The organism is Kitasatospora fiedleri (assembly GCF_948472415.1).
Taxonomy (GTDB): Bacteria; Actinomycetota; Actinomycetes; order Streptomycetales; family Streptomycetaceae; genus Kitasatospora; species Kitasatospora fiedleri.
This window is the reverse complement of the sequence record NZ_OX419519.1, coordinates 4,749,541-4,766,703: the sequence shown is the minus strand read 5'-3', so window position 1 is coordinate 4,766,703 and position 17,163 is coordinate 4,749,541. Positions and strand designations below refer to the sequence as shown.

The window sequence follows — 17,163 nt, the reverse complement described above, 5'->3', positions numbered from 1 at the left end:
CCTCTCTCAACGCAGCTTCGGGTCGAGGGCGTCGCGCACCGCGTCGCCGAGCATGATGAACGCCAGCACGGTGAGGCTGAGCATGCCGGCCGGGAAGAACAGCGCGAACGGCGCCTGCCGGATCACCTTCTGGGCCGAGTTGATGTCGATGCCCCAGGAGATGGTCGGGTCCTGGAGGCCGATGCCGAGGAAGCTCAGCGTGGCCTCGGTGGCGATGTAGCCGCCCAGCGCGATGGTCGCCACCACGATCACCGGGGCGATCGCGTTCGGCAGGATGTGCTTGAACATGATCCGGCCGGTGCCGGCGCCGAGCGCCTTGGCCGCGGTCACGTAGTCGGACTGCTTGACGGTGATCACCGAGCCGCGCATCACGCGGGTCATCTGCGTCCAGCCGAGCACCACCAGGGCGAAGACCACCGACCAGACCGTGCGGACCGAGAAGGCGTTCAGCATGACCAGCGCGCCGAGCAGCAGCGGGATGCCGAAGACCATGTCGGTGAAGCGGGAGACGATGGTGTCGACCCAGCCGCCGTAGTAGCCGGCCACCATGCCCAGCAGGCCGCCCAGGACGGTGACGCCGGTGGTGACGCAGATGCCGACGACCACCGAGGCGCGGGCGCCGTAGATCACCCGGGCGTAGATGGAGCGGCCCTGGCCGTCGTAGCCGAACCAGTCGGCCTGGAAGAAGTGCAGGTACTGCGGCTTGGTCAGGTAGTGGTGGCGCAGGTCGCCGGCCCGCGGGTCCACCGAGGTGAACAGGCTGGGGAAGATCGCGAACAGCACCAGCAGGACGATCAGCGCGGCCGAGATGATGAAGACCGGGCGCTTGCGCAGGTCGTGCCAGGCGTCCAGGCCGAGGCTGCGCGGCTTCTCGGTCTTGGGCATCGGGACGGCGACCCGCTCGGCGGGGGTCTCGCCGTCCCCGGCGGGGGCGTTCTTCGTGATCAGGTCAGGCATACCGGATCCTCGGGTCCAGGACCGCGTAGAGCAGGTCGACGAGCAGGCTGGCAACCAGGTAGACCAGCACCAGCACCACGACGAAGCCGGAGACGGTCGCGCCCTCGTTGCGGTTGATGGCCTGGTAGAGCGCGTGGCCGACGCCCTGGACGTTGAAGATGCCCTCGGTGACGATCGCGCCGCCCATCAGGGCGCCCAGGTCGGTGCCCAGGAAGGTGACCACCGGGATCATCGAGTTGCGCAGCAGGTGGGTGCCGATCACCTTGCGCCGGGGCAGGCCCTTGGCGACGGCGGTGCGCATGTAGTCGGCCTTCAGGTTCTCCGCGATGGAGGTCCGGGTCAGGCGGGCGACGTACGCGAGCGAGATCGAGCCCAGCACGACGGCGGGCAGGATCAGCTGGCTCAGGTCGGTGCTGCTCTGCACCGTCGGGGTGACCCAGCCGAGCTGGATGCCGAAGACGGTCTGGAAGACGAAGCCGAGCACCGGGACGGGGACGGAGATCAGCAGCAGGGTCAGGACCAGGGTCGACTTGTCGAACGCCTTGCCCCGGCGCAGGCCGGCGAACAGGCCGATGCCGATGCCGACGACCAGCTCGAAGACGAAGGCCAGCAGCGCCAGTCGGACGGTGACCGGGAGGGCCTCGCCGATCAGGTCGATGACCTTGCGGCCGTTCATGGCCGTGCCGAAGTTGCCGGTGAGCAGGTTCCCCATGTAGTTGAGGTACTGCTGCCACTTGGAGACGTCGAGTCCCATGTCGTGCTTGAACGCGGCGAGCTGGGCCGGGTCGGCGGCCTTGTCGCCCCACATCGCCGCCGCGGGGTCGCCGGGCAGCAGACGGGTCATGAAGAAGATGATGGTGACCGTGCCCAGGAACACCGGGATCATCTGGAGCAGTCGCCTCGCGACGTAGCGCCCCATCGTGCCTCCAATTGACTGCTCTGACGGGCTGTCGTCCCGGTGTCAGAGTTCTGGACGTGACAACGGCCGGTGCCGGGCCGCCCGGTGGGGCGGGGCACGGCACCGGCCGTGTCTGTTCGAGCCGCGCGGTGCCGGCTCGGTTACTTCTGCTTGACCTCGACCTGGGTGAAGACCGGGTCGCCGAAGGAGTCGTACTTCACGTTCTGCACGTTCTTCGAGTAACCGGCGGTGGTCTTGTAGTACCAGAGCGGGATGGCCGGCATGTCCTTGGCCAGCTGCTCCTCGGCCTTCTGGTACAGGTCCGCGGTCTCCTTGACCGAGGTGGCCTTGTCCGCCTCGGCGGCCAGCTTGTCGAACTCCGGGCTGGAGTAGCCGGCGTCGTTGGCCGCGGCGCCGGTGCCGTAGACGTCGCGCAGGTAGTTGGCGTTCAGCGGGTAGTCCTGCACCCAGCCGGTGCGCATCAGACCGTCGACCTTCTTGTTCTTGATCAGGTCGCGGGAGGTCTTGAAGTCCGGCTTGGCGTCGCCGGTGCACTCCACGCCGGTGGCCTGGCGGATGGAGTTGCAGACCGCGTCCACCCACTCCTTGTGGCCGCCGTCGGCGTTGTACAGCACGGTGATCTTGTTGCCGGGGACGCCGCCGCCCTCGGTGATCAGCTGCTTGGCCTTCTCCGGGTTGTACGTGCAGTACTCGCCGCAGGTGTTGTCCTTGTAGCCCATGGCGCCCGGGGCGACCCAGGAGTTGGCGGGCTGGCGCGAGCCGTTGAGCACCGTCTTGGTGATGGTGTCGCGGTCGATCGCCATCGACAGGCCCTGGCGGACCTTGGCCAGGTTCTCCGGCTTCCAGTCGTCCGCGTACAGCGAGAAGGAGATCGACTGGATGGCGCCCTGGGCCTGGTCGACGGCGCGGTCGCCCAGGTCGGTCTTGTACGAGGCCAGGTCGCTCGGGTCGACCTGGTCCAGCACGTCCAGGTTGTCGGAGACCAGGTCCTTGTAGGCGCCCTCGGCCTGGGCGTAGTTCTTGAAGACGATGCCGCCGTTCTTCGGCTTGTCGACGCCCGCGTACTTGTCGTAGGCGGCGACGGTGACGGCCTTGTTGTGCTCCCACGAGACGAACTTGTAGGGGCCGTTGCCGATCGGGGCCTGGCCGTACTTCGCCGGGTCGGTGAAGAAGACCTCGGGCAGCGGCGAGAAGGCGGTGTAGCCGAGCTTGTACTCGAAGTACGAGACCGGGCCGTTCAGCGCGATGGTGAAGTGCGTGTCGTCCACGACCTTCAGGCCGGACATGGTGTCGGCCTTCGGGTCGCCCTCGTCCGGGTGGACGTCCGCGTAGCCCTGGATGTCCGAGAACCAGTCCGAGTTGATCTGCTTGTTCTTGGTGTTGGCGGACCAGTTCCAGGCGTCCACGAAGGACTTGGCGGTCACCGGGGTGCCGTCGTGGAAGGTCCAGCCCGACTTCAGGGTGACGGTGTAGTTCTGGGCGTCGGTGGTCTCGATCTTGTCGGCGACCTGGTTGCGGAGCTCACCGCTGGTGGGGTCGTAGTCGACCAGACCCTTGAACAGGGTCTTGATGATGCGGCCGCCGCCGACCTCCATGGCGTTCGCCGGCTGGAGCGGGTTCTGCGGCTCGGTGCTCTGGTAGCTGAACGTGCCCTGGGCGTTGGACGCCCCGGTGGAGCCGCTCGAAGAGCTGCCGCTGCCGCAAGCGGTGGCGGCGAGGGCGACCGCGACGGCTGCGACAACCCACTTGGCCTGGTTGGCACCGCGCATGGGTGTGCCTCCTGAAATCGTGTTGCAGATCACTCGCGGCCTGGCGCGCACCCCTGCGCAGGAGCCTCGACCCGAGCTCGACTGCACCCACTATCGGTCACTCACGGATACGGAAATGACCAATACGGATTTCAATTTGGTCACATGAACGCCGGATGAATCCCGGAAAACGGACATTGCAGACATACCCAGACACGGGCGAAACGGACAGTTGTCTCGGATGACGATCCGTGACGTCCGATTAACGAACGTTCCGCGTCCGGGGTCCGGTGACGGAACGTCACGGAAAACGCGACCGGCCGGCGTCCGCGAGGACGCCGGCCGGTCGGCCGAACGGGGTGGAGCCGGGCGGGGTCAGCCCTTCTTGGCGCGCGAGGCGGTGCGGCCGCGCTCCTTGGCGTCCAGGACGACCTTGCGGATGCGCACGGTCTCCGGGGTCACCTCGATGCACTCGTCCTCGCGGCAGAACTCCAGCGACTGCTCCAGCGAGAGCTTGCGCGGCGGCACGATGGACTCCGCCACGTCGGCGTTCGAGGAACGCATGTTGGTGAGCTTCTTCTCCTTGGTGATGTTCACGTCCATGTCGTCGGCGCGCGAGTTCTCGCCGACGATCATGCCCTCGTACACCTCGGTGCCGGGGTCGGTGAACAGCACGCCGCGCTCCTGCAGGTTGGTCATCGCGAAGGCGGTGACCACGCCGGAGCGGTCGGCGACCAGGGAGCCGTTGTTGCGGGTCGTCAGCTGGCCGAACCACGGCTCGTAGCCCTCGTGGATCGAGTGCGCGATGCCGGTGCCGCGGGTGTTGGTGAGGAACTCCGTCCGGAATCCGATCAGGCCGCGGGACGGCACCACGAACTCCATCCGGACCCAGCCCGAACCGTGGTTGGACATGTTGTCCATCCGGCCCTTGCGGATGCCCATGAGCTGCGTGACGGCGCCCATGTGCTCCTCGGGGACGTCCACGGTGAGGCGCTCGACCGGCTCGTGGGTCTTGCCGTTGACCTCGCGGGTGACCACCTGCGGCTTGCCGACGGTCAGTTCGAAGCCCTCGCGGCGCATGGTCTCGATCAGGATGGCCAGCGCCAGCTCGCCGCGGCCCTGCACCTCCCAGGCGTCCGGGCGCTCGGTCTCCAGCACGCGCAGCGACACGTTGCCGATCAGCTCGCGCTCCAGGCGGTCCTTCACCTGGCGGGCCGTCACCTTGCGGTCCACCTTGGCGCCGGACTTGGCGTCCGCGCCCTTGCCGGAGCCGCCCTTGCCGACCAGCGGCGAGGTGTTGGTGCCGATGGTCATCGAGATCGCCGGCTCGTCGACGGTGATCAGCGGCAGCGCGATCGGGTTCTCGGTGTCCGCGAGGGTCTCGCCGATCATGATCTCGGAGATGCCCGCGACGGCGCAGATGTCGCCGGGGCCGGCCTTCTCGGCCGGCTTGCGGGTGAGCGCCTCGGTCATCAGCAGCTCGGAGATCCGGACGTTCTGGATCGAGCCGTCGCGCTTGATCCAGGCCACCGTCTGGCCCTTGCGCAGCTCGCCCTGCTCGACCCGGAGCAGCGCGATGCGGCCCAGGAAGTTGTCGGCGTCCAGGTTGGTGACGTGCGCCTGCAGCGGGGCGTCCTCGTCGTAGACCGGGGCCGGGACGTGCTCCAGGATGGTGGAGAAGAACGGCTCCAGGCTGTCGGAGTCGGCCGGCACCGTCCCGTTCTCCGGCTTGGTCAGCGAGGCCACGCCGTCACGGGCGCAGGCGTAGACGATCGGGAACTCGATCTGGTCCTCGTCCGCGTCCAGGTCGAGGAACAGGTCGTAGGTCTCGTTGATGACCTCGTCGATCCGGGCGTCCGGACGGTCGGTCTTGTTGATGCACAGGATGACGGGCAGCCGGGCCGTGAGCGCCTTGCGCAGCACGAAGCGGGTCTGCGGCAGCGGGCCCTCGGAGGCGTCGACCAGCAGGACGACCGCGTCCACCATCGACAGGCCGCGCTCGACCTCACCGCCGAAGTCGGCGTGGCCGGGGGTGTCGATGATGTTGATGGTGATCGGCGCGCCACCGTCCTTGGGGTGGTACTTGACCGCGGTGTTCTTCGCGAGAATGGTGATGCCCTTCTCGCGCTCCAGGTCGTTCGAGTCCATCATCCGGTCGTCGAGCTGCTGGTGGGCGGCGAAGGCGCCGGCCTGCTTCAGCATGGCGTCGACCAGGGTGGTCTTGCCGTGGTCGACGTGGGCGACGATGGCGACGTTTCGGATGTCGTTGCGCGTGGGCATGCGGCGCTGATTCTCCCGGAATCGTGGGTCACGGTGCCCGGCCCGCGTCAGCATTCACCGGTCCACCCACCGGGCACGGCACATGCCTCGGCTTCTTCCCATCGTACGGGGAAGGGCTCAATGGAGCCGAAACGGGCGGTCGCGGGGCGGCGGAGATCACAACTGGGTATCGCTGCTTCCGGTACGCACCAAGGACCGGGAAGCTACGGCGGTGAAGAAGAAGACCCGTTCCCTGATCGTCCTCGGGACGTTCGTCGTGTTCGCGGCCGGAGTTCCGCTGGTGTCCGGAGCCGAGTTCCCGCCGCTGTACGTCGCGCTGCCCGCGATCTACGGCGGCCTGGTGACCGGCAACCTGCTGACCCAGTGCGGCCTCGCCCTGCTGGCCGGGCCCGCCGGGCTGGTGCCGATCGCGTACTCGCTGGGCTTCGGCCGGGTGTCCCGCGTTCTGCGGGCGGGCTCGCGCCCGCTCGCGGTGCGCTCGGTGCCGCTGCCGGTGGTCTCCGGTGCGTACCAGCTCGTCTCCGGGCCGCGCGCGCGGACCTGGGCGGGGATGACGGCCGCGTACGTCCCGGCGCTGGTGCTGGGCGGGTGGCTGCTGGCGACGGCCCGGGGCGGCTGGTGGGTGTTCGGCCTGATGGTGGCGGTGCCGCTCCTGCTGGAGCTGGCCCTGCAGGCCCGCTTCCCCGGCTGCCCGGGCTGGGTGGTGTTCCGGCTGCCCACCGCCTCCCCCGAGGCGCTGGCCGAGGCCCGCACCTCCCCGGGACAGCGGGCGGCCTCCCTGGCGCTGACGCACGGGCGGCCCGCCGAGGCGGTGGCCGTGCTGGCCGCCGAACCGGAGAGCGGCACCCTGCACGACGGCATGCTCCGGGTGCGCGCGCTGCTGGCCGTCGGCGAGTGGGCCGGGGCCCTGGAGCGGGCCGAGCGGATCACCGCCGCCGGGCCGGTCGCCCACCTGGGCTGGGCCGCCGCGCTGGTGCGCGCCGAGGCCCTGGTGTGCGCGGCGGAAGCCGGGCTGCTGCCGCCCACCGAGTACCTGCCGCGGCTGGCGGCGCAGGGTGCGGCGCTCGAACAGCGCCTGCTGCGCAGCCCGGTGCGGGCCGACCTGCTGCGGCTGCGCGGGGAGCGGGAGGAGGCCGTGAAGGCGGCCGGCCAGGCCCTCCGGATGCAGCCGGACCCGCTGACGGCGGCGAACGCCGAGTGCTCGCTGGCGGCGGCCCTGTTCGCCGCCGGACGCCCCGACCAGGCCCGCCGGGCGCTGGAGCGGGCCCGGAAGCTGTTCCCCGCCCTGGCCCGGATCGCCCTCGTGGAGGGCCGGGCCGCGGCCGTCGTCCTCGACTAGCCTCCGGCCGGCGTTCGGCTAGAGGGACAGCTCGAACCAGACGATCTTGCCCTTGGGGGTGCGCCGGCTGCCCCAGCGCTCGGCCAGCAGGGAGACCAGCTGGAGGCCGCGGCCGCCCTCGTCGGTCTCCTGGGCGCGGCGCTGGCGGGGCTGGGCGTAGGCGTCGTCCCAGACCTCGCAGACCATGGTCTTGTCGCGCAGCAGCCGCAGCCGGATCTCGCCGCGACCGTGCCGCAGCGCGTTGGTGACCAGCTCGCTGACCAGCAGCTCGGAGGTGTCGACCAGTTCGTCCAGGCCGCGCTCCAGCAGCCAGCCGCAGGCGGCCTCGCGGGCCTTGGCGACCGAGGTGGGCTCGGGGGGCAGCCGCCAGTCGCCGACCGAGCCCTTGGGCAGGCCCTTGACCTTGGCCATCAGCAGGGCGATGTCGTCCTCGCCGTGGTGCGGGTTGAGCTCCTCCAGCACCTGGTCGCAGAGTTCCTCGATCCGGTCGGAGCCGCCCTCCAGGGCGGCCCGGAACGCGTCGATGCCCTCGTCGAGCTGGTGCTTGCGGGACTCGACCAGGCCGTCGGTGTAGAGGGCCAGCACGGCGCCCTCCGGCAGGTCGACGGTGACCTCCTCGAACGGCTCGCCGCCGACGCCGAGCGGCAGGCCGGGCGGCACGGTGATGGTCCGGGCGCCCTGGCCGGGGGCCAGCAGCACCGGCGGGAGGTGGCCGGCGTTGGCGAAGGTGCAGCGCTGCTTGACGGCGTCGTAGACGGCGTAGACGCAGGTGGCGAGGTAGACCTCGGCGCTGGAGCGGTCCGGGTCCTCGTCGTTGCCCAGGCCGCGGGCGATCTCGTCGAGGGCGGAGAGCACCTCTTCGGGGTCGAGGTCGAGCATGGCCAGGGTGCGTACGGCGGTGCGCAGTTGGCCCATCGCGACGGCGGCGCGCAGGCCGCGGCCCATCACGTCGCCGATCACCAGGGCGGTGCGGCTGCCGGGCAGCGGGATGACGTCGAACCAGTCGCCGCCGACCTCGGTGTTGTTGTTGCTGGGCAGGTAGCGGCGGGCGATCTCCAGGCCGGAGGCGGCCGGGTTGCCGGGGGGCAGCAGGCTGCGCTGGAGGATCAGCGCGCGCTCGTGCTCGCGGCGGTAGAGGCGGGCGTTGTCGACGCAGACGGCGGCGCGGGCGACGAGTTCCTCGGCGATCGCCACCTCGCGGGCGTCGAACGGCTCGCTGCCGATCGCCCGGGAGAGCTGGACCAGCCCGAGCACCTGGTCGCGGGCGACCAGCGGCACCACCAGGGTGGAGCGCAGCAGCGGGTCGGGCCCGGGCTGCGGGACGACGCTGCGGCCGGTGCGCAGGGCGCGGGCGTGCGGGGAGCGCGGCGGGTAGCAGAGCGTGCCGCCGGCCTCGGCGACCCGGACGCCGCCGCGCTCGGTGCCGAGCACCGAGGGGGCGTTGCCGACCACGCTGGAGACGGCGACCCGGCGCAGTTCGCCGCTCTCCGGGTTGGCGGTGAGCGGGGCGGCGTCGCCGGTGAGCAGCGCGGTGTACAGGTCGACGGTGGCGACGTCGCAGAACTGCGGGACGATCACGTCGAGCAGTTCCTTGGCGGTGGTCTCCAGGTCGAGGGTGGAGCCGATGTGGGTGGACGCCTCGTTCAGCAGGGCGAGGCTGCGGCGCACGCCGGCCGCCTCGCGCTCGGCGATGTGCCGGCTGGTGACGTCCTGGACCTGGCCGGCCACGCCGATCGGGCGGCCGCCGGCGGCGGTGAGCCGGTACAGCGAGACGGCCCAGGTGCGCTGGTCCTCGTCGCGGCCGGCGCTGGGGCGGGCGGCCCGGACCGGGCCGGACAGCCGCAGGTCGAGGACGGGCTCCTGGCCGGTGAGCACCTTGCGCAGGGCGAGCAGCAGCCGGTCCGCGTCGGAGGGGCGGAACACGTCGCCGGGGGCGAGGCCCTGCAGGGCGGCGGGGCTGCGGCCGACGCCGGCCGCGAATGCGGCGTTGACCCGCTGGAGCTTGAGGTCGGTGTCGAACAGGAAGAAGCCGGTGGGGGTCTGGCCGATGACCGCCTCGGAGGCGGCCAGGTCGGTCTCGATGGCGCGCAGCCGGCCCAGGTCGACGGCCAGGCAGGTGGCCGAGCCGTCGGCGCTGGCGGGCATCGCGTAGACCTCGGCGAGGCTCTCGGCGCCGGACTGGTCCCGGTAGGGGGCGGTGCCGACCCACTCCTCGCCGGACAGGATGCGCTCCAGCCGGGCCCGCCCGCGCTGCCACAGCTCGCGCGGGACGAACGCGGTGATCGGGTCGGCGCCGACCGCCTCCGCGGCGGGGACGCCGAAGAACTCGGCGGCCCGGTCGCTCCACTGCGCGATCCGCCCGTCGGCCCCGATCGCGAAGGTCGCGACCCGGATGTAGTCGTAGATGGTGCCCGAGCCGCCCTGTCCCCAGCCGAGCGGCAGCGGGGCGGGGGTCGTCGGGGCACCCGGCTGCTCCGGCACCGCGGCATAGCCGCTACTGCCGTGCGTCACGTTCCGTGCCGGGAAGCTGTTCAACGGACCGACCCCTCCAACCCGCGCCCATCCGGTGTCGAGAAGACCGAGTATTCGATGTCCGAGTATTCATCATCCGGGCGCGGGCGCACACACCCTTCCACGTCACAACATCGAATCGGGTGTCCCAACACCCCGTGACGGGCTCACGGGACTTGGGGCGACCCTCGCGCGGCGGTGTACGACCGGTCTGGCATCATCACGCCCCTACCTTCGGTTTTTACCGGAACTTGGGGAGGAACACCCATGCGTTCAAGACGTGTGGCAGCGGCGGCCGTGACGGTTCTCGCCGCGACCGGGGTGCTGCCGTCGGTGGCGGCCTCGGCGCAGACCACGGACCTCTGGGTCGACCGGTCCAGCGCGAACTGCGCGGACGACGGCCCGGGCGGCAAGGCGGCCCCGTTCTGCACGGTCTCCGCGGCCGCGCGGACGGCCGGGCCGGGCCAGACCGTGCACATCGCGCCGGGGGCCTACCCCGAGGACGTGGTGCTGACCCGCTCGGGGACGGCGGGTGCGCCGATCGTCTTCACCGGCCCCGCCGTGCACGGGATGCCCGGGACGAGCCGGGTGAACTCGCTGGTGCTGGACGGCGTGCACCACGTCGAGGTCGCCGAGCTCGGGGTGGTCGCCCCCGCGGCCTCGGGCACCCGGGCGGTGGTCGACGTGACGGACTCCCAGCAGGTCGGGCTGTCCCGGCTGCGGGTCGGCACGCCGTACGGGGACGAGCGGGACGCCCTGCACGTCGGCGGCGGTACGGACGTGTCGGTGACCCGGAGCAGCTTCAACGCGCCGGTCGAGATCGACGGCGGCTCCACCGGGACGACCTTCGGCACCAACTGGGTGACACCCAGCCTGAACCGCGCCATCGTGGTCGACGGGGCGCCCGGCACCGCGGTGACGTCCAACACCGTCGTCACCTACGGCTGCGCGACCAAGGTCCGGTTCGGCAACGGCTCGACCGGTGGCCTGATCGCGAACAACGTGCTGTCCGGCTACGACACCCAGAACCGCTGCCCCGGGCAGCTCCGGTACGGCATCGACGTGTCGACCGACTCGGTGGCCGGGACGTCCGCGCGGTACGACTCGGTGGAGACCGTGGAGCCCGCGTACCGCTGGGCCGGGACGGCCTACACCAGCGCGGACGCGTTCCGGGCGGGAACCGGCCAGGGCGAGCGGGACTTCACCAGCCCGTACATCGAACGGGTGAACGACTCCGCGGTCGACTCGGCGGACGCCGGGGCCCGCGGCACCTCCGGCACGGCGTTCGGGGACGCCCGGGTGGACCACCCGAACGTCGCGAACACCGGTACCGGCCCCGGCTGGTACGACCGGGGGGCGGGCGAGGTCACCAACCCGCTCACCGCCGGTCTCCAGGTCACCAACGAGCCGCCGCTGCCCGGCCCGTACGGCGTGGCGTTCGACGTCGCGTACTCCTCGCCGTGGTTCCCGGTGGCCTCCGCCACCCTGGACTTCGGCGACGGCAGCGCGCCGGTGGCGGTGACCGACGGCCAGCGGGTCGTCCACTCCTTCCCCGGGAACGGCAGCTACCAGGTGGAGCTGAGGGTGGTCGACACCACGGGCAAGCCGGTCGTCTCGACGCGCCCCCTGACGCTCCCGGCGGGCCCGATCAGCGCCGGCCTGGAGGTCCGGCCCGTCGAGGGCGCGGACCTGCTCACCACCCGGGTCGAGGCCGTCGACCCGTACAGCCCGTACCCGGTGGTCTCCTACCGGTACGACTTCGGCGACGGCAGCACCTCCTCGTCCGCCACGCCGACCACCACCCACCGCTACGCGGCGCCCGGCACGTACACGGTGCGGATGAACCTCGCGGACGCCGGCGGCCGCACGCTGGACACGGACCGGACCGCCACGGTCACCGTCGGTCCCGCGTACGTGCCGCTGGCGCAGCCGGTGCGGACGCTGGACACCCGCAGCGGGCTGGGTGCGCCGAAGGGGCGACTCGGGCCGGACGGCACGCTGAAGCTGAAGGTGACCGGTACGGCCGGGGTGCCCGGCGACGGCACGGTGACGGCGGTGCTGGTCAACCTGACGGCGACCGGCAGCACCGAGGAGACCCACGTCATCGCGTACGGGGACGGCACCCGGCCGGACACCTCGAACCTGAACGCCGTGCCGGGCCGGGACGTCGGCAACACGGCGATGGTCCCGGTGGCGGCGGACGGCACCATCACGCTGTACAACCACTCCGGCCGCACCGACCTGGTCGCGGACGTGCAGGGCTACTACGGCGTGAAGCCGCAGGTCCGGACGGACCTGCACCCGGTGCGGGCGGTCCGGGCGCTGGACACCCGCAGCGGGCTGGGCGCGCGGGCCGGGGCGCTGGGCGCGGACGCCTCGCTGTCGTTCAAGGTGCGCGGGCCCGGCCTGCTGCCGGACGACGCGAAGGTGGCGGTGCTGAACCTGACCGCGACCGGTTCCACCGAGCACACCTACATCGCGGCGAACCCGTCGTTCCCGGTGTCGGTCTCGAACCTGAACGTGAGCCGGGGCGCGACCGTCGCCAACCAGGTCACCGTCCCGATCGCCGCGGACGGCACGGTCAGGCTGTACAACCACGTCGGCGCCGTGCAGGTGATCGCCGACCTGCAGGGTTACTACGGCGCCGCGGACAACCCGCTGGTGCCGGTGCGCCCGGTGCGCGCGCTGGACACCCGGACCGCCGGGAAGCCGGTCAGCCCGGCGTCCGAGACCCTGGTGGACGTCCGGAAGTACGGCGTCCCGGCCGACGCCACGGCGGTGCTGGTCAACCTGACCGGCCTGAACTCCCGGTACGAGGACTGGCTGGCCGCGGGCGACCCCGCGACCACCGAGTGGACCACCTCGAACCTCAACCTGGTGCCCGGGGCGATCGTCTCGAACCTGGCGCTGGTGCCCGTGCGCGACGGCCTGATCGAGGTCGCGAACCACGTGGGCAGCACCGACGCGATCGTCGACATCCAGGGCTACACCGCCCCCTGACGCCGCGTCACTCCCCCGGGGCGGCCCCGTCCGCCCCGGGGGAGAGTTCGAACCAGACCACCTTGCCCAGCCCCTCGGCCCTGGTGCCCCAGCGCAGCGCGAGCCGGCGGACCAGTTCGAGGCCGCGCCCGCCCTCGTCGCCGGCCCCGGCGTGGCGCTCCCGGGGCGGGTCGGGCAGCGGGTCGGAGATCTCCACCAGGAGCAGGTCGCCGAGGGTGAGCCGGACGCCGATCGGGGCGCTGGCGTAGCGGACGGCGTTGGTGACGAGTTCGCTGACCAGCAGTTCGGCGGTGTCGGTGAGCTCCTCGGTGCCCCAGTCCGCCAGGGTGCCGCGGACCAGCCGGCGGGCCCGGGAGACCGCGGTCGGTTCGGCGGGCAGGGTCCAGCCGGCGGTGGGCGCGTCGGCCCGGCCCTGGCCGAGCCGGGCCAGCAGCAGCGCCACGTCGTCGGGCTCGCGGCCCTGTTCCATGGTGCCGAGGACGGCCTCGCACGCCTGCTGGATCGAGGCGTACGGCTGTTCGAGCACGCTGATCAACCTCCCCAGTCCCACGTCCAGGTCCTTGTCCCGGGACTCCACCAGCCCGTCGGTGCACAGGGCGAGCAGGCTGCCGTCCGGGATCCGCATCTCGATGGACTCGAACGGCACCCCGCCGACGCCGAGCGGCGCGCCGGAGGGCAGGTCGAGCACCCGTCCGGCGCCGCCGGGCAGCGGGCCGCCGGAGCGGGCCGGCTCGGCGTCGGCGCCGGGCACCACCAGGACCGGCGGGATGTGGCCGGCCTTGGTGACGGTCAGGCTGCGCCGGGCGGGGTCGAAGACCGCGTAGACGCAGGTGGCGAGCAGGGCCTCGTCGGGGCCCTGGGCGAGGTCGTCGGCGAGCTCGTGGACGTGCCGCAGGACCACCTCGGGGGCCAGGTCGAGGGCGGCCAGCACCCGCACGGCGGTGCGCAGCCGCCCCATCGTGGCGGCGGCCCGCAGGCCGTGGCCCATCACGTCGCCGACCACCAGCGCGGTGCGCTCGCCGGGCAGCGGGATGACGTCGAACCAGTCGCCGCCGACCTCGGTGCCGCTGGAGCCGGGCACGTACCGGTAGGCGACCTCGACGCCGGGCGGCTGCGGGACCTGCTGGGGCAGCAGGGTGCGCTGCAGGGTGAGCGCGGCGGTGCGCTCGCGGGCGTACAGCCGGGCGTTGTCCAGCGAGCTGCCGGCCCGGTCGGCCAGTTCGACGGTGAAGGCCAGGTCGTCGCGGTCGAAGCCCTCGCGGTAGCCGGCCCGGCTGACCACCAGCAGCCCGATGACGATGCCGCGGGCCCGCAGCGGGACCACCAGCCGGGAGTGCACGCCCAGCTCGCGGGCGGCCTCGACCTTGGGGTCGCCGGGGAAGGACAGCTCCTCTGGCCCGTTGCCGCCGGAGAGCATCTCGGGGACGCCGCTGCGCAGCACCCGGCCGTAGACCGAGTCCTCCTCGTAGGTGATCCGGGCGCCGTGCCGCAGCATGGTCTCCACCGCCGGGCTGTGCTGGACCGCGGCGACGCCGAGCTGGAGCAGCGAGGTGCGCCGGTCGTGCCCGTGCCGGGGCAGGTCGTCCCCGTGCGCGACGGCCTGCAGCAGGATCACCCCGGCGTAGTCGGCGAGCCGGGGGACCACCGCGCCGGCCAGCTCCTGGGCGATCATCGAGGCGTCCAGCAGGTCGCCGACCCGGGAGCCGAACTCGTTGAGCAGCGACAGCCGCCGCCGGGCGCCCTCGACCTTGGCCACCGCCCGGTAGCGCTCGGTCACGTCCATCACGGTGCCGGAGATGCCCAGCACGCGGCCGGAGCGGTCGGTCATCCGGCTGTAGGAGATCGACCGGTAGCCGGAGCGGGCGGTGGACGGGGAGGCCAGCGTGACGTCGATGACGGGCTCGCCGGTGGCCAGCACCTGGCGCTGGACGGCGGTGATCTCGTCGGCGGAGCGCTCGGGCAGCGTCTCGCCGGTGGTGCGGCCGATGTGCTCCTCGGCGGGCAGGCCGTTCATCTCCGCCAGGGTGCGGTTGACGGCGGTGTAGCGCAGCTCGGTGTCGAGCACCGCGATGCCCAGCGGCGACTGCTCGAACAGCGCGTCGCGGACCGCGAGGTCCCGCTCGACGGCCCGCAGCGCGGCGGCCTCGGTGAGCGCGGCCTGCACGTACGGGGCGCCGTCGCCGTCGACCAGCAGCGACAGCCGGGCCTCCACCTCGACCGGCAGGCCGTCCCGGTCGGCGATCTCGGTGAAGCCGTTCCAGGAGCCGCGCCGCAGCGTCTCCTGGAGGGCGGAGCGGGTCCGCTGCACCTGGGCCGGGTCGGGGATCAGCTCGTCGACGGCGCGGCCGACCAGCACCTCGCTGGGCCAGCCGAGCATCTCCTCGGCGGCCGGGCTCCACAGCACCACCCGGCCCGAGGTGTCGAGGATGACGATGGCCACCCGCACCACGTCCAGCAGGCTGCCGCCCTCGGTGCGGCGGCTGGGGTGCAGGGTGGTCGGGCCGGTGTCGGAGCGGGCCCCCGGGTGCGCCTCGGGCGTGCCCGGGAAGGCCCGGGCCGGGCGGCCGCGGGCCGGGGCGACCCCGCCGCCGGGCCCGGGCGGCTCGGTGGGCGGACGGGGCGCGGCGCCGGCCGTCGGGGCGCTGCCGGGCAGGGCGGCGGGCCGCTCGCCCGGGCCGGGACGGCCCCGGCGCAGCCGGGCCCGGGCGGCGGCCCGGCCGGCCGCGGTGCGGGCGGGCAGCGGCGCGCCGCCGGGCCGCCGCGCCCCGTGCGCGGGCAGGCCGGACGCCTCGCGCTCTCCCCCGCCGTCACCCGGCTTCGCCACCTACGGTGCCTCCCGCCGCCACTGGGACGCCCCCGGCTGGTCGCCGAGGCGCGGGCCGCTGCCACACCGTGCCACCACGGGCTCACGGATCGTGACGAATGCTGCCGAACTCTGCCATACCCAGGGAATCGCCCCGCTATCCCGGCATACGGGTCGTCTGTCCGATTGGCGTACAGAACGGACACCCGGGGTGCGGCCGGGCGGTTGCCGTGCGGGTCGGTTCGGCGCGGACGGGCCCGGTGCGGGCCGGTTCGGCGCGGGCGGGCCTGGCGCAGGTGGGCTCAGCGCAGGCGGCCGTCGCGGTGCAGGTCGTCGAAGAGGACCTGGTCGACCGGGGGGACGCGGTCGCGGTCGGCGTAGCCGAACCAGTCGACCTCCTCGATCTCGCTGCTGGCGGCGAGGGTGCCGGTGTAGTCGGCGGCGTAGCAGGCCATCCGGACGGTGGCGCCGGGGCCCTGGCCGTGGGCCTCGGCGTGGTAGGTGCCGACATGGGTGACGGTGTCGGGGCGGATGGCGACGGTGAGTTCCTCGGCGACCTCGCGGACCAGGGTCTGCAGGTCCGTCTCGGCGCCCTCGCGCTTGCCGCCGGGGATGTAGAAGACGTCCTTGCCGCGCGGGCGGGCGCAGAGGATCCTGCCGCCCTCCAGCCGGACCCACGCCACCGTGTCGATCAGGATCGCCATCGCCGTCCTCGCGCCTTCGTGCCTTCGTGCCCTGGTGTGCCGGTACCGGCTCCGCCGGGCCCCCGGGGTCCGACCCTATGTCAGGGGCGGGGCGGAGGCGGTGGCCAGCCGCTGGTTCTTGAGGTCGGGGCGGTCGGTGACCTCGGGGCCGAACCAGGGCGGCGGGGTGAACGCGGCGGCGGCCTCCGGGTCGGTGAACTCGACCTCGGCGGTGCGCAGTCCGGCGAGCCGGCCGTGGTAGGTGTCGACCGCGGCGAGGTGCGGGCCGAGCGGGACGGACCGGCGGGTCTTGGCGATCCGGGCCGGTTCGGTGGCGGGCCACAGGGCGGCGAACTGCTCGGCGCTCAGCGGGGTCTCCCACTCGCCGCGGGCCAGTCCGCTGCCGCGCTTGACCGTCAGCGAGTACTCCTCGTCCTGCCGGCGCACCCGCGCCTCGGCGCCCTCGGGGCCGATCACCAGGTACCCCTGCCGGATCTCGGACTCCGGCCCGTCGGGGACGTGCCCGCCGTCCGGGACGAGGAACTTGCGCTCGATCTCGGTGCCCACCGGGCCTCCCCGTGTTCCCTGCCGCGCCTCTGCCGCGCGCTCCGCACCCGGGACCGGTCGCCGGGTGCCGGATGCCACGGTACGCGGGCGGGGCGGGCGGCGGGGTCAGGCGGTGGGCTCCGGCGGGTCCTCGGGTTCGACCCAGTACAGCTGCTTGTGGCCACGGGCCTCGAACTCGGCGGCCAGCGACTCGGCTTCGACCCGGTCGAGGCCGCGGGCGAGCAGGAAGCGGTTGCCGTTGTCGTCCTGGCGCATCACCCGGTGGGCGCCACCGGTGCGCTGCTCGCGGTCCATGCCCACACGGTAGCGGTCCGACCCGGTGGGGGGCGGGTCGGACCGCCCGTCCGGCCTCCAGG

11 protein-coding genes are annotated in these 17,163 nt (G+C 72.7%); 2 read left to right on the top strand and 9 right to left on the bottom strand.

All coding sequences use genetic code 11. From position 1 onward, the window contains the following. Nucleotides 1-6: 6 nt before the first annotated feature. The 4 genes from QMQ26_RS22040 to typA all read right to left on the bottom strand — a co-directional run bounded on the left by QMQ26_RS22040 (nt 7) and on the right by typA (nt 5,904). Nucleotides 7-957: an ABC transporter permease gene (locus tag QMQ26_RS22040; protein ID WP_282202449.1), complete on the bottom strand. Its 951-nt coding sequence runs from the start codon at nt 955-957 to the stop codon at nt 7-9. Then, complete coding sequence (locus tag QMQ26_RS22035; protein ID WP_282202448.1) at nt 950-1,876, bottom strand: ABC transporter permease; 927 nt, start codon at nt 1,874-1,876, stop codon at nt 950-952. The genes QMQ26_RS22040 and QMQ26_RS22035 overlap by 8 nt, the downstream gene beginning before the upstream one ends. A 140-nt stretch (nt 1,877-2,016) precedes the next feature. Then, a complete protein-coding gene (locus QMQ26_RS22030; protein ID WP_100836512.1) occupies nt 2,017-3,645 on the bottom strand; it encodes a peptide ABC transporter substrate-binding protein in 1,629 nt (542 codons plus the stop codon). Between the two features lie 354 nt (nt 3,646-3,999). Further along, nucleotides 4,000-5,904: a translational GTPase TypA gene (typA, locus tag QMQ26_RS22025; protein WP_282202447.1), complete on the bottom strand. Its 1,905-nt coding sequence runs from the start codon at nt 5,902-5,904 to the stop codon at nt 4,000-4,002. A gap of 211 nt (nt 5,905-6,115) precedes the next feature. Between typA and QMQ26_RS22020 the strand changes: the two genes are divergently transcribed. Next, nucleotides 6,116-7,243 (top strand): tetratricopeptide repeat protein, encoded by a 1,128-nt coding sequence (locus QMQ26_RS22020; RefSeq protein WP_282202446.1) that lies wholly within the window; start codon nt 6,116-6,118, stop codon nt 7,241-7,243. An 18-nt stretch (nt 7,244-7,261) separates the two neighbouring features. On the opposite strand, the gene QMQ26_RS22015 is transcribed toward QMQ26_RS22020, so the two are convergent. Then, the gene (locus tag QMQ26_RS22015; protein ID WP_404814193.1) at nt 7,262-9,724 is read right to left on the bottom strand and encodes a SpoIIE family protein phosphatase; all 2,463 of its coding nucleotides are present in this window, start codon (nt 9,722-9,724) and stop codon (nt 7,262-7,264) included. A gap of 297 nt (nt 9,725-10,021) precedes the next feature. On the opposite strand from QMQ26_RS22015, the gene QMQ26_RS22010 reads away from it, so the two are divergent. Continuing rightward, entirely contained in the window at nt 10,022-12,754 is a 2,733-nt protein-coding gene (locus QMQ26_RS22010; protein WP_282202445.1) for a PKD domain-containing protein, read from the top strand. Between the two features lie 7 nt (nt 12,755-12,761). Here the strand turns inward: QMQ26_RS22010 and QMQ26_RS22005 are convergent, their stop codons facing one another. The 4 genes from QMQ26_RS22005 to QMQ26_RS21990 all read right to left on the bottom strand — a co-directional run bounded on the left by QMQ26_RS22005 (nt 12,762) and on the right by QMQ26_RS21990 (nt 17,101). Beyond that, the gene (locus QMQ26_RS22005; RefSeq protein WP_100836516.1) at nt 12,762-15,578 is read right to left on the bottom strand and encodes a SpoIIE family protein phosphatase; all 2,817 of its coding nucleotides are present in this window, start codon (nt 15,576-15,578) and stop codon (nt 12,762-12,764) included. A gap of 281 nt (nt 15,579-15,859) precedes the next feature. Then, nucleotides 15,860-16,261 carry an NUDIX hydrolase gene (locus tag QMQ26_RS22000; protein WP_282202444.1) on the bottom strand — a complete coding sequence of 134 codons (402 nt, stop codon included), beginning with the start codon at nt 16,259-16,261 and terminating at the stop codon, nt 15,860-15,862. Between the two features lie 75 nt (nt 16,262-16,336). Further along, a complete protein-coding gene (locus QMQ26_RS21995; RefSeq protein WP_282202443.1) occupies nt 16,337-16,807 on the bottom strand; it encodes a CYTH domain-containing protein in 471 nt (156 codons plus the stop codon). A gap of 105 nt (nt 16,808-16,912) precedes the next feature. Then, nucleotides 16,913-17,101: an SPOR domain-containing protein gene (locus QMQ26_RS21990; RefSeq protein ID WP_282202442.1), complete on the bottom strand. Its 189-nt coding sequence runs from the start codon at nt 17,099-17,101 to the stop codon at nt 16,913-16,915. Nucleotides 17,102-17,163: the final 62 nt, after the last annotated feature.

What these genes read in the sequence shown, in the direction of transcription:
- QMQ26_RS22040 (WP_282202449.1), bottom strand. Translation starts at nt 957, where the DNA reads ATGCCTGACCTGATCACGAAGAACGCCCCCGCCGGGGACGGCGAGACC.
- QMQ26_RS22035 (WP_282202448.1), bottom strand. Translation starts at nt 1,876, where the DNA reads ATGGGGCGCTACGTCGCGAGGCGACTGCTCCAGATGATCCCGGTGTTC.
- QMQ26_RS22030 (WP_100836512.1), bottom strand. Translation starts at nt 3,645, where the DNA reads ATGCGCGGTGCCAACCAGGCCAAGTGGGTTGTCGCAGCCGTCGCGGTC.
- typA (WP_282202447.1), bottom strand. Translation starts at nt 5,904, where the DNA reads ATGCCCACGCGCAACGACATCCGAAACGTCGCCATCGTCGCCCACGTC.
- QMQ26_RS22010 (WP_282202445.1), top strand. Translation starts at nt 10,022, where the DNA reads ATGCGTTCAAGACGTGTGGCAGCGGCGGCCGTGACGGTTCTCGCCGCG.
- QMQ26_RS22000 (WP_282202444.1), bottom strand. Translation starts at nt 16,261, where the DNA reads ATGGCGATCCTGATCGACACGGTGGCGTGGGTCCGGCTGGAGGGCGGC.
- QMQ26_RS21990 (WP_282202442.1), bottom strand. Translation starts at nt 17,101, where the DNA reads ATGGACCGCGAGCAGCGCACCGGTGGCGCCCACCGGGTGATGCGCCAG.